Origin of the sequence: Kocuria sp. LHG3120, from assembly GCF_049897445.1 — a bacterium.
Lineage (GTDB): Bacteria > Actinomycetota > Actinomycetes > Actinomycetales > Micrococcaceae > Kocuria > Kocuria rosea.
The window spans coordinates 16,562-28,297 of the sequence record NZ_JAFCWG010000001.1; the positions used below are offsets into that span (position 1 = coordinate 16,562).

Below are 11,736 nucleotides of genomic sequence, written 5' to 3' on the forward strand. Positions count from 1 at the left end.
CCACCACCGGAAAGCTACATAAACCGCTCCTGCGTGCCCAGTCATAACAACGGGGGGGGCCCCCGGCCTTGCCCCCCGGTGGGGGCGGGGCCCGGGACGACGCCGACACGGGGTCAACGATGTCGTGACCGACGTACGTGTCATACCCACGGGCTCGCTCCACGAAGACGTGCAGCTGTGACTCGGCCTCCTGACCCGTGAGTAATAAGTTCGTGTACACGCCTTTAAGAGCGTCGTTCGACGCCTAAATCAATGAGGGCCAGGTCGCGCTCAATCTGGGTCCTGGCGTCTCGGAGGAGATCCAGCAGGGCCTTCTCGATCTGACTGGCGAAACGGCGAGTCTGGGTGGACACCGAGATCGCCCCCACTGGCTCGCCCAACCGATCGTGCACTGCCATTCCCACGGCCGCGACGCCGCGTTCGGTTTCTTCGAAGTTGACGGCGAAGCCCTGTTTGCGTACCCGGGCGAGGTCCTCCGTCAACGCGGTGAAGTTGTCGTGAGTCATGAGGTACGGGTTGTCGCCTCGTGGATTCTCCAGGTACAGCCGGGCGAGCCGGTCCTCCGTCAGTTCCGCCAGCAGTGCTTTTCCCCCGGAGGATTGGTGGGCCAGCATCACGATGCCTTTGCGGTCGTTGGTGGCGTGCACCGACTGTGCCCGGACCGTGCCCAGAAAGCGCACATTGGCGCCCACCCGGATCATCAGGTTCGCTGATTCGCCGCTGCGGCGCGAGAGGACCTCCAAGTGGGGTTCGCACAGCTTGCGGAAGTCCGTGATCCAGGCCAGACGCGCCGGGCCGGCGTCCATCGCCGGGCCGGGACGGTAGATGTGCTCCTCGTCCTGCATCGCGAAACCGCGGTAGACCAGTGTCTGTAGGAGCCGATGCGCGCTGGAGCGCGAGATGTTCAGATGGGCGGCGGCATCCATGACCCGCAGGCTGCCGTAGTCCCGCAAAAACTGCAGCAACTGCAACCCCCGATCCAGCGATCCCACAGCTCCGGTGGGCCGCTCAGGCAAAGGTGGGTTGCGCATAGCGGAATTGTATTCCATGTCACCCCATCCCTTCCGTACGGTCGTGATATGTCTCACACCAACAGCACTTCACTGGAAAATGCCTTCGTCGTCGGCGGCGGGATCGGCGGGCTGGCCACGGCTCTTGGACTGGTCAAAGCGGGGTACTCGGCCACGGTGGTCGAGCAGGCCCCGGCCTTTGGCGAGGTCGGAGCGGGCCTTCAGCTCGGTCCCAACGCCACCCGCATCCTCGACTCCTGGGGCCTGATGGACCAGGTCAAAGCCGTCGGTTGCCTGCCGGAGAATCTCGTCATGCGGGATGCCATCACGGGCGAGGAGCTCACCCGACTGCCGCTGACTGGGGAGTTCGTGCAGCGCTACGGCGCCCCGTATGTCGTCATTCACCGCACCGACCTGCACTCGATCTTGCTGGAAGCTTGCCGCGAGGCCGGGGTGACGTTGCAGACTGATGTCCGCATCGGCGCGGTGGAGCGCACCGAGACCGGAACGCGGGCGGTAGCCGAGGACGGCCAGGCCTTCGAGGCGGATCTGACGATCGGTGCTGACGGCCTGCACTCGGTGCTGCGCCAGGGCATCGTCGGGGACCAGCCGGTGCCCTCCGGCTATGTCGCCTACCGGGGCACCGTTCCTAGCGAAGACGTCCCGACCGATCAGGGACTCAATGATGTGGTGGTGTGGGTCGGTCCTGCCTGTCACGTGGTCCAGTATCGGCTGCGGGCCGGGGCCGTCCTCAACGTGGTTGCGGTCTTCGAATCTCCGTCGTTCCTGCGCGGGGAGGAGGAGTTCGGCGGGGTCGAGGAGCTGGAGGCTGCTTTCGCTGCCTGCCACCCGCGGGTCCGGGAGACCCTCGAGCACATTGGCCGGCATCAGCGGTGGGCGATGTTCGACCGGGAACCGGCCGAACATTGGGGCGAAGACCGGATCGTGCTCACCGGCGACGCCGCCCACCCCATGCTGCAGTACCTGGCCCAGGGCTGCTGCCAGGCCCTGGAGGACGCCAAGACGCTCGAGACTCTCGCCCGTCAGGCCCGCGATACCGGGTCCACCCCGTGGAGCGAGGTCACTCGCCGCTACACCGAAGCCCGCATCCCCCGCACCGCACAGGTACAGCAGCGCGCCCGGATGTTCGGAGAAATCTGCCACGCCACCGGTACGGCCCGTCTGCTGCGCAACGAGCTCCTCGCCCAAGGAGACGTCGACCTTTTCGAGTACACGGATTGGATCTATCAGGACAGGATCCCTGCCCTGCCCACCGAGCCGGCCACGCCGGTGAGCGCCACCCTCGCCTAGTCCCTCCCCCGCTGACCGAAGGAGCACCATCATGAAACTGGCTGTCTTGGACGGCGACCGCGCCGCGATCGTCATCGACGAGGTCGTCTACGATGTCACCGATCATCTGCCCACCCGCGCCGGTCGCTACGGCGGGCCCTGGCTTCCCTGGCTGGAGGAGGGTGGGGCCATCGCGCAGCTGCAGCAGATCGATCTCACCGCCTGCCCGCAGCAGCCCCTGTCGCAGGTTCGCCTGGCGGTTCCGCTGTCGCGGCCGGGCAAGATCGTGGCCGCCCCGGTGAATTATCTCGACCACAAGGTGGAGATGTCTGAGCAGAAGACCATCGCCGAGTACGGGGTTTTCCTCAAGGCCAACACCTCGGTGATCGGTCCCGGGGAGGAGGTCGTGCTGCCCTACACCGACAAGCGCACCGACCAGGAGGGTGAGCTGGCGATCGTGATCGGCCGCACGGCCCGCCACGTGGACGTCGATCAGGCCCTGGACTACGTCTTCGGGTACACCGGTGCCCTCGACATCACGGTGCGCTCCACCGAGGACCGCTCCACGCGCAAGTCCTTCGACACCTTCACCCCCCTGGGCCCGTGGATCGTCACCGCCGATGAGGTCGGGGACCCCGACAACCTCTCCTTGCGCTGCTGGGTCGATGGTGAGCTGCGCCAGGACACCAACACCTCGGAGCTGATCTTCGACGTCGCCGAACTCGTCGCCTACGCCAGCTCCGTCATGACCTTGCACCCCGGCGACGTCATCGCCACCGGCACCCCGGCTGGAGTCGGCGCCCTCTCCGATGGCTCCCTGGTGCGGCTGATGATCCAAAACATCGGCACCCTCGAGGTCCAGACCACCGCACGCCACGCCATTGCCTACGCCGACCGTCCCGGAGCCCGCCACGACGCGCGGGTTCTCCAACAGGGATGAGAGAGAACGACTATCTGACGCGGCATCGACGGCATCGCAATCCTTCCTCACCGAGGCCGGTGCCAGAGCCGTCGCCCCCCATATTGCCGAACCTCCGTTCCGGAAGGAAAGACCATGACTGAGCACAACCTGACCGAGGTGACCCCCGTGCCCGGGGGGCAGCCGGAGCCCAGTGAGGCTCTCGATCGGCTCTACGCCGACTTCGCCCGCAACTCCACGGCACCGCTGTGGACGCAGACCAACGACCTGATGCCCCTGGAGCCGAAGCCGGCGGCGGTGCCGTTCGTGTGGAAGTGGGCGGAGCTGCTGGACATCGCTAAGCGCGCCGGTGATCTGGTGCCCGTGGGACGGGGCGGGGAACGACGAGCCATCGGGCTGGCCAACCCCGGGCTGGCCCCCACCGCCTACGCCACCCCCACCTTGTGGTGCGCCATCCAGTGGCTGGGCCCGCACGAGACGGCACCGGAGCACCGCCACGCCCAGAACGCCTTCCGCTTCGTCGTCGAAGGCGAGGGCGTGTGGACGGTGGTCAACGGGGACCCGGTGGCCATGCGCCGAGGGGACCTGCTGATGACTCCGGGCTGGAACTTCCACGGCCACCACAATGACACCGACCAACCCATGGCTTGGATTGACGGGCTGGACGTGCCCTTCGCCCACGACGTGGACTTCGGGTTCTTCGAGTTCGGCTCCGAACGCGTCACCGATGAGGCGTCCCCGGCGATCTCGCGCTCCGAACGGATGTGGGCCCACCCCGGTCTGACACCCCTGGCCTCCCAGCACGAGCAGGTCTCCACCCCGATCGCCGCCTACCGATGGGAGCACACCGACCGCGCCTTGTCCGAGCAGCTGGCCCTGGAGGATGAAGGCCACCCGGCCACGGTCGAACCCGGTCACGCCGCGATCAAGTACACCAACCCCACCAACGGCGGGGATGTCTTGCCCACGATGCGCTGCGAGTTCCACCGTCTGCGTCCCGGCACCAAGACAGCAGTACGCCAGGAGGTCGGATCCTCCGTCTGGCAGGTCTTCGAAGGATCCGGAACGGTCCTGCTCAACGGCGAACCCCGCCACCTCGTGCGCGGTGACGTCTTCGTGGTTCCCTCCTGGGTGGCTTGGTCGCTGGAGTCCGAGGACCAGCTGGACCTGTTCCGCTTCTCCGATGCCCCGATCGTGGAGCGCCTGCACTTCCAGCGCACCTACTTTCCCGAGGCCGGCCGGTTCCTGCCCGGCAGCCGCGGCTGAGGACGCCACATGGCTGCCCGACATGACCAGGTCACCGATCCGCAGATCACCGCCTCGCTCCTGCTGGCCCGTAGGGGCACCGCCTACTTCTCCCGCTACCTTACCCAGCTCACCGCGGAGGACATGCGGGGACCGTCCCTGATCCCCGGGTGGGACCGGGCGCACGTGGTGGCCCATGTCGGTTACCACGCCCGGGGCCTGGCCCATCTCATCGAAGAAGTCCGTACGGGCATGCCTGTGGCAGAGACAGATCTGCCGCAGGCCCATGACGTCGACTACGGGGCCACCCTGCCCGACGCCGCCCTGCGCAATCTCCACGTCCACGCAGCCGTCCACCTCAACGTCGAATGGCGCGACCTCCCCGCCGAGCGGTGGAGTACGGTCTTCACCCGAGACAACCAATCCTCGGTGCACGTTGCAGATACTGCCTGGCAACGAGCATGTGAAGTGTGGGTCCATGCCGTGGACCTCAACGTCGGCGCACGGCTGGAGGACTTCCCACCGCCACTACTCGAACGTCTCCTCCACGACGCCTTGGACGACTGGAGTGCGCGGTCTGCGCAGAGGGACACGCGCCCGCAGCTTATCCTCCGGCCCACAGATCGGGATGCTGACCACCGCATACCTCACCCCAGGAACACGCTGACGCCCCGGACGGAGGAAGGCGCCGCGCCTGGCCACACCGTGATCATGGAGGGCACTCTGGCTGCCCTGACCCGATGGTGTCTAGGCCGTGGGACCGCTGGTGTGCTCAGCACCGAGGGGGCAGTTCCGGTGCTGCGCCCGTGGACACCGCACGAGGATGCCTGCCCATTCCCGCCTCACGCGTCGTTGCTGATGGTGTGATCGCTCGTGCTGTTGTCGGGGCAGCTCATGCCCTACGGGGGAACCGAGTGGGGTTTGCAGTACCGATCATTTAGCCCGGCCTGCCACGACACCTTTGAGGCTATTCGACCCGCGCACTGCCATTTCCCGGGGCCCTTGAGTCGCCGCACCCAGCATGCGCGTCGAGAGAAGCCGTGCGCGGACTACCCCTCAGCCATAAAGCCACCGATCTTTGGACTCCTCCGCCCCTCTGCAGACAAGGAACCCACGCCGATGCAGCCGTTCACTACCGTCACCGGAACCGGAGTCCCGTTACGGCGCAGCAATGTCGATACGGATCAGATCATCCCCGCCGCCTACATGAAGCGCATCACGCGCACCGGTTTCGAAGACGGCCTGTTCGCCGCCTGGCGCAAGGATCCCCACTTCGTACTCAATGATCCCCACTATGCCCAGGGCCGTGTACTGATTGCCGGCCCCGACTTCGGTACGGGCTCCTCTCGAGAGCACGCCGTTTGGGCGTTGCTGGATTATGGATTTCGAGTGGTGATCTCTCCTCGCTTCGCCGATATCTTCCGCAGCAACGCCGGCAAGGCTGGCCTGTTGGCGGCGCAGGTGTCCGAGACGGACATCGAGGCGCTATGGGAGGTTGCCGAAAGGTCACCCGGCGTGCAGATTACCGTGGACCTGCACCGCCGCTCCATCACCGCCGGGCGACTTTCGCGGGGATTTGACGTCGACGACTACACCCGCTGGCGGTTACTCAATGGCCTCGACGACATCGACCTGACCCTTCAACATTCCAACGCTATCGCCGATTTTGAACAACAACGACCGGCATGGTTGCCCACCACCTTGCCTCACCGGAGGTGAGTCCCTTCGCTGGACCATGCCTGCACAGAGGCATGACGACTCCGGGAAACTGTAGGCCATACCGCGACCGGCAACTCCACACTTCTGCGCCTTCGGCGGCAAAGGGCGAGGCTAGAACGCCACTTGAGTCAATAACTGGCGCCGCTGTTCACGCTCAGCAGGAGCCAACCTCGCCAACGAATGCTCCGTGGCACCAGCCACGACCTCCTCCGCCTCGGCGTACAGCATCCGCCCCGCGGCGGTGGGCGCAATGATCTTCCACCGCCGATCACGGGGGTCGGCTCGACGCTCGACGGCACCCCGCCGCTCCAACTCATCGATGAGTCCCACCATCTGGCTGGGATCCAGGACGAGGAACTCCCCCAAGCTCCCGCTGAGTGGGTTCCTCACCGTTGCAGATGATGGCCCGGACGGAGTAGTGGCGCACCTTCAAGCCAAGATTGGCCAGCCGCCGGTTGGCCTCCGAGGAGCCGATCGAGGCAGCCCGGGCCATGAGGAAGATCGACTCATCGGCCAGCCCCGTACTGACCAGTCGCCCAGCGGCGACGCCAGAGGGCGGGGTAAGAGGTCATGAGGGGGCTCCTGGGTGGCTAGATCGGATGGGACCCATCCTAGAAGTACTTAATAATCTCATCTGTAGCTGAACTAAACTATTGACTTTTTAAACTATCTGACTTGAAATGGTCGGAGAACAGCAGACCACTACGTCGTTGATGTCCGTCACCGCGTACCCATCGAAGGAGTTCCTCCCATGACCGATAACAGCACCGCACCACTGACCGGCAAGGTCGCCGTCGTCACCGGCTCCGGCCAGGGTCTGGGCCTCGCCTACGCTCAGGAGCTCGCCCGCCAGGGTGCCGCCGTGGTGATCAACGACGTCGACCAGGCCATCGCCGAGCGCGCCGTCGCCTCCATCACCGAGGCCGGCGGGCGGGCCGTCGCCGTCGTGGCGCCGGTGGGCTCCACCGAGACCGCCACCGCGCTCGTGACCGGGGCCGTGGAGGCCTTCGGCCGCCTCGACGTCCTCGTGACCAACGCCGGGGTGCTGCGCGACAAGTCCCTGCTGAAGATGACCGACGAGGACTTCGACCTGGTCATCCAGGTGCACCTGCGCGGCACCTTCACCTGCGCCCGCGAGGCCTACCGGTACTTCAAGGAGAACGGGGTGCCGGGGCGGATCATCACCATCGGCTCCCCCACCGGCCAGTACGGCAACTTCGGCCAGACCAACTACGCCGCGGCGAAGGCCGGGATCGTGGGCATGGTCCGCACCTGGGCGCTGGAGATGAAGAAGGCCGGCGTCACCGCCAACGCCGTCATCCCCGTGGCCGCCACCGCCATGACCGAGACCATCCCCTTCTTCGCCTCCGCCGTCGAGGCCGACCGCCGCGGCGAGCCGATGCCGGAGTTCTTCCGCAAGGACCTCGGCTTCGGCAACGCCGCCGACGTCGCCGGGCTGATCGCCTGGCTCGCCTCCGACGACGCCGCGCAGGTCACCGGCCAGGCCATCGGCGCCGGCGGGGACCGCCTGCAGGTCTTCAGCCACCCCCGGCCCGTGGCGACCGAGTACCGCGACGGCGGCTGGACCTTCGAGGCGCTGCGCGAGCAGCTCCCCGCGATCCTCGAGGGCAGCCTGCAGCCGGTCGGCGAGACCCTGCCCCCGCTGCCGGCCGAGCTCCAGCCCGAGACCGCGACCAAGTAAGGAACCGGAACATGGCTTATGAGTACGGGATCGATCTGGCGTCGGTGGACGCCATCGACATGCACGTGCACATCGAGTGCGACGGACACGGGCACTCCTCCCTACCTCCGATCTTGAACGAAGCCTCCACGAAGTACTTCAAGGCCGAGGACCGCTCCCCGTCCCTGGACACCATCGCCGAGCGCTACCGGCAGTGGCGGATGGCCGCCGTCGTCTTCACCGTCGACGCGACCACGGCCCTGGGCCACGAACCGAACTCCATCGAGGAGATCGCCGCCGGCGCGGCCCGCAACAACGACGTGCTGATCCCCTTCGGCTCCGTGGACCCGCTCCAGGGCTCCGCCGCGGTGGAGCGGGCCCGGATGCTCGTCGAGGAGCACGGCGTCAAGGGCTTCAAGTTCCACCCCTCCCTGCAGGGCTTCGACCCCTCCTACGAGCGGTTCTACCCGCTCTACGCGGCGATCCAGGACCTGCGCGTCCCCGCCCTGTTCCACACCGGGCAGAACGGCATGGGCGCCGGGCTGCCCGGCGGGGGCGGGATCAAGCTGGGCTACTCCAACCCGCTGCTGCTGGACGCGGTGGCCGCGGACTTCCCCGAGCTGCAGGTCATCATGGCCCACCCCTCGGTGCCCTGGCAGGAGGAGGCCAACTCCATCGCCACCCACAAGGCCAACGTGTGGATCGACCTCTCCGGCTGGTCGCCCAAGTACTTCCCCGATTCGCTGGTGAAGGCCTCCAACCGGATGCTGCAGGACAAGGTCCTCTTCGGCACCGACTACCCGCTGATCACCCCGCAGAAGTGGCTCGGCGCCTTCGAGCAGCAGTCCTTCACGGACGAGGTCCGCCCCAAGATCCTCAAGGACAACGCCGTGCGCCTGCTCGGCCTCGACGGAGCACGGGCACCCCACGCCACACGATCCATCACGGACACCACCACGGAGGACACGCCATGACCGAAGCACAGACCCAGCCCCAGACCGTCGTCGCCTTCGACGAGGTGAAGAACCTCGTCGGCAAGAGTCTCGGGCACTCCGCCTGGCGGGAGATCACCCAGGAGCAGGTGAACACGTTCGCCGACGCCACCGACGACCACCAGTGGATCCATGTGGACCCCGAGCGCGCCGCCGAGGGACCGTTCGGCGCCCCGATCGCCCACGGCTTCCTGACCCTGTCCCTGCTCATCCCGATGTGGTCCGAGCTCTTCGACGTCACCGGCGTGCGGACCAAGGTCAACTACGGCCTCGACAAGGTCCGCTTCACCTCTCCCGTCAAGGTGAGCTCGCGGATCCGCATGACCGTGACCATCACCGACGTCCAGGAGGTCAAGGGCAACGGGCTCCACGTGGTGGCAGATGCCACGATCGAGATCGAGGGCGAGGAGCGGCCCGCTGTGGTCGCCACCTTCCTCGGCCGCTTCTACGCCTAAGGGCTCCCCTACGGTCAGTGCCCCTCCGTTCACCAGGACGGAGGGAAACTCACGTCGCCCCCCATTGCGCGTGAGGAGTCGGCGCTCTGTACAAAACCCGACGGACCGCCCACTGCGACTTCAGCTGGTCGGTACCGGCAGTTTAGGGATCCACCGGTAGAGGGCGGCCCCCGACATGCCCAGGTCCCGGGCGGCCTGGGTGGCCGGCTCGCCGCCTTCGATGAGGCGCAGCGCGTTACGGATTTGGGAGTCGGTGAAGGCCTGGCGCCGCCTGCCCAGATCCTTGTCGGCGGCTCGGAGTTTGGCCACCAATTCGATGATCCGTTTCCGCTTGATCTCCAACTCCATCTGCGTCAGGGCTGCCATGACGGTGAAGACCATCGAGCCCATCGGGGTGTGGGTGTCCACATCTCCCCCCCCCCACCGAGGTTCAGCACCCGCAACCCGGTTCCCCTGCCCCGCAGCGTCTCGGCGAAGGCCAGCAAGTTGTGGGTCGAGCGCCCCAGGCAGTCAAACGTGGTGATGCTATGAGTGGCGAGACTAGGGATGGTGCGTGCATGGGGTACTCCTCCAGCCGTGCGACCCCGGACGGGGTAGCGCTTCCTGGCAATGGTGAGGAGCGTCTGTGACGTGAACAACACATCTGCCCCGGAATCCGGGACACCCTATGAGACCTACCACATGGTGTCCCGGATCTCGGGACACCATGTGAGACAGGTCACCTTGGGCTCCGTACGGTGGGCGGCACCCCGCCCTACCGGGGGCTCGAGACGGAAGGCCGGCCATGAACCCCATTGCAGATGCAGATACCCCCGACATCTTGATCGCCGACGTGACGATCGTGGGCTTCGGCCCCGTCGGCAAACTGCTGGCGATCCAGCTGGGCCGCAAGGGCCACCGGGTCGTGGTCGTGGACCGCAAGCAGAGCGGCTATCCATTGCCGCGGGCGGTGACGCACTGCTCAGACTTCGCCCGCATCCTCCAGTCGATCGGCCTGGCCCCGGACATCATCCCGGAGGTGACTCTGCCCTACGACGACATGTACGTGTGGCGCAACGGGGAGGGGCGCACCTTGGTGGAGGTCGACTGGAGCGGGCACGGGGAGTCCGGGTGGTACAACACCTACTTCTTCAACCAGCCGGCCCTCGAAGACCGCCTGGACGCCCTGGTGACCGCTCTGCCCTCGGTGACCGTGCTGCGCGGCTGGGAGGCCGGGGAGCTGTCCCAGGACGAAGCCGCCACCCGGACCGCGTTGCGCCGCACCGACGACGGACGCCAGTGCACCGTGATCTCGGACTGGCTCATCGGCGCCGACGGGGCCAGCAGCGCGATCCGCCAGTGGGCCGGGATCCAATGGCACGACGAGGGCTTCTTCTACGACTGGCTCGTGGTCGACGTCAAGCCCGGCCCCGAGCTGAACTTCCCGCACGTAGCTAACCAGGTCTGCGACACAGCCCGGCCGGCCACCATGGTGCCCGGTGGGCCCGGGCGCCGGCGCTGGGAGTTCATGCGCCTGCCCGGAGAGACCCGCGAGGAGCTCAACCGCACCGCGAAGGCCTGGGAACTACTGGCACCCTTCGGGGTCACCCCGGACAACGCCGAACTGGAGCGTCACTCCGTCTACACCTTCCAGGCCTGCTGGGCCACCCGGTGGCGCCGCGAGCGGGTGCTGCTGGCAGGGGACGCCGCGCACCTGATGCCGCCCTTCGCCGGCCAGGGCCTCGGAGCCGGGGTGCGCGATGTGATGAACCTGGGTTGGAAGCTCTCGGCGGTGCTCGAGGGCCTGGCAGGTGAGGCCCTGCTGGACACCTATGGCCCGGAACGCTCCCAGCACGCCATCGCGTTCGTGCGTTTCTCCATGGGACTGGGCCAGGTCATCTGCCTCACCGATCCAGCCGAGGCCGCCGCCCGTGACGCCCGTATGATCACCGAATGGGAAGCCACCCACACAGCCCCCGCCCCGCCCCGCCCCGGTCTGGGCCCGGGCCTGCACACCGGACCCCACGGCGGTGAGCTGGCCCTCCAGGGCCGTGTGATCCACGGCGAGAGCGCACCGGTCCTGCTCGATGATCTGCTCGGCGGCCCCGGTGCCCTCCTTGCCCGTCACGCCGACATGCTGCAGCAGGTTTCTTCGGTTGACCGCCGCGCACTGCAGCGCCTGGGCATCCGCCTTGTGGCCCTGGAGGGCACGGAGGATGCGGGCGCGACGGAGGGCATCCTCGTCGTCAAAGACGTCGAGGGGACCTATCGGAACTGGCTGGATGAGCTCGGCACAGAGGCCTCCCCCGCCGACGTTGTCCTGATCCGACCCGACTTCCACCTCTATGGCACCGGGGGCGCCACTGGTGCCGCGGCTCTGGCGACAGGGTTCCTCACCGGGTTGCACGCCGACACCTTGGTCCTCACCGCCGGCTGACGAGGCCTT

The 11,736-nt window shown here is 67.0% G+C and carries 11 protein-coding genes and 1 pseudogene; 9 read left to right on the forward strand and 3 right to left on the reverse strand.

Annotated features, from left to right (window positions below; genetic code table 11):
* Positions 1-224: 224 nt before the first annotated feature.
* Positions 225-1,049, reverse strand: a complete 825-nt coding sequence (locus ACP7CD_RS00075) for an IclR family transcriptional regulator (RefSeq protein WP_426118205.1) — start codon at positions 1,047-1,049, stop codon at positions 225-227.
* 30 nt (positions 1,050-1,079) lie between these two features.
* Here ACP7CD_RS00075 and ACP7CD_RS00080 point away from each other — a divergent pair, with 30 nt between their 5' ends.
* The 5 genes from ACP7CD_RS00080 (at position 1,080) to leuD (ending at position 6,183) form a co-directional block, all read left to right on the forward strand.
* Positions 1,080-2,321, forward strand: a complete 1,242-nt coding sequence (locus ACP7CD_RS00080) for an FAD-dependent monooxygenase (RefSeq protein WP_426118207.1) — start codon at positions 1,080-1,082, stop codon at positions 2,319-2,321.
* Between the two features lie 31 nt (positions 2,322-2,352).
* Entirely contained in the window at positions 2,353-3,240 is an 888-nt protein-coding gene (locus ACP7CD_RS00085; protein ID WP_426118209.1) for a fumarylacetoacetate hydrolase family protein, read from the forward strand.
* Between the two features lie 114 nt (positions 3,241-3,354).
* On the forward strand, positions 3,355-4,485 hold the full coding sequence (locus ACP7CD_RS00090) for a cupin domain-containing protein (RefSeq protein WP_426118211.1): 1,131 nt from the start codon (positions 3,355-3,357) through the stop codon (positions 4,483-4,485).
* A 9-nt stretch (positions 4,486-4,494) separates the two neighbouring features.
* Positions 4,495-5,331: a maleylpyruvate isomerase N-terminal domain-containing protein gene (locus ACP7CD_RS00095; RefSeq protein ID WP_426118213.1), complete on the forward strand. Its 837-nt coding sequence runs from the start codon at positions 4,495-4,497 to the stop codon at positions 5,329-5,331.
* 252 nt (positions 5,332-5,583) lie between these two features.
* On the forward strand, positions 5,584-6,183 hold the full coding sequence (gene leuD / locus ACP7CD_RS00100) for a 3-isopropylmalate dehydratase small subunit (RefSeq protein WP_426118215.1): 600 nt from the start codon (positions 5,584-5,586) through the stop codon (positions 6,181-6,183).
* Between the two features lie 111 nt (positions 6,184-6,294).
* On the opposite strand, the gene ACP7CD_RS00105 is transcribed toward leuD, so the two are convergent.
* On the reverse strand, positions 6,295-6,516 hold the full coding sequence (locus ACP7CD_RS00105; RefSeq protein WP_426118217.1) for a MarR family winged helix-turn-helix transcriptional regulator: 222 nt from the start codon (positions 6,514-6,516) through the stop codon (positions 6,295-6,297).
* Positions 6,517-6,934: 418 nt separating this feature from the next.
* Here ACP7CD_RS00105 and ACP7CD_RS00110 point away from each other — a divergent pair, with 418 nt between their 5' ends.
* The 3 genes from ACP7CD_RS00110 to ACP7CD_RS00120 are packed head-to-tail and all read left to right on the forward strand — an operon-like array spanning position 6,935 to position 9,311.
* Complete coding sequence (locus ACP7CD_RS00110; protein WP_426118219.1) at positions 6,935-7,885, forward strand: SDR family NAD(P)-dependent oxidoreductase; 951 nt, start codon at positions 6,935-6,937, stop codon at positions 7,883-7,885.
* Positions 7,886-7,896: 11 nt separating this feature from the next.
* Positions 7,897-8,838 (forward strand): amidohydrolase family protein, encoded by a 942-nt coding sequence (locus tag ACP7CD_RS00115; RefSeq protein ID WP_426118221.1) that lies wholly within the window; start codon positions 7,897-7,899, stop codon positions 8,836-8,838.
* A complete protein-coding gene (locus ACP7CD_RS00120; protein WP_426118223.1) occupies positions 8,835-9,311 on the forward strand; it encodes a MaoC family dehydratase in 477 nt (158 codons plus the stop codon). The genes ACP7CD_RS00115 and ACP7CD_RS00120 overlap by 4 nt, the downstream gene beginning before the upstream one ends.
* Before the next feature lie 120 nt (positions 9,312-9,431).
* Here the strand turns inward: ACP7CD_RS00120 and ACP7CD_RS00125 are convergent.
* Positions 9,432-9,835: pseudogene (locus ACP7CD_RS00125) on the reverse strand (recombinase family protein); the annotation flags it as partial.
* A 260-nt stretch (positions 9,836-10,095) separates the two neighbouring features.
* Here ACP7CD_RS00125 and ACP7CD_RS00130 point away from each other — a divergent pair.
* Positions 10,096-11,727, forward strand: coding sequence for a bifunctional 3-(3-hydroxy-phenyl)propionate/3-hydroxycinnamic acid hydroxylase (locus ACP7CD_RS00130; RefSeq protein ID WP_426118225.1), 1,632 nt, complete (start codon positions 10,096-10,098; stop codon positions 11,725-11,727).
* Positions 11,728-11,736 lie beyond the last annotated feature (9 nt).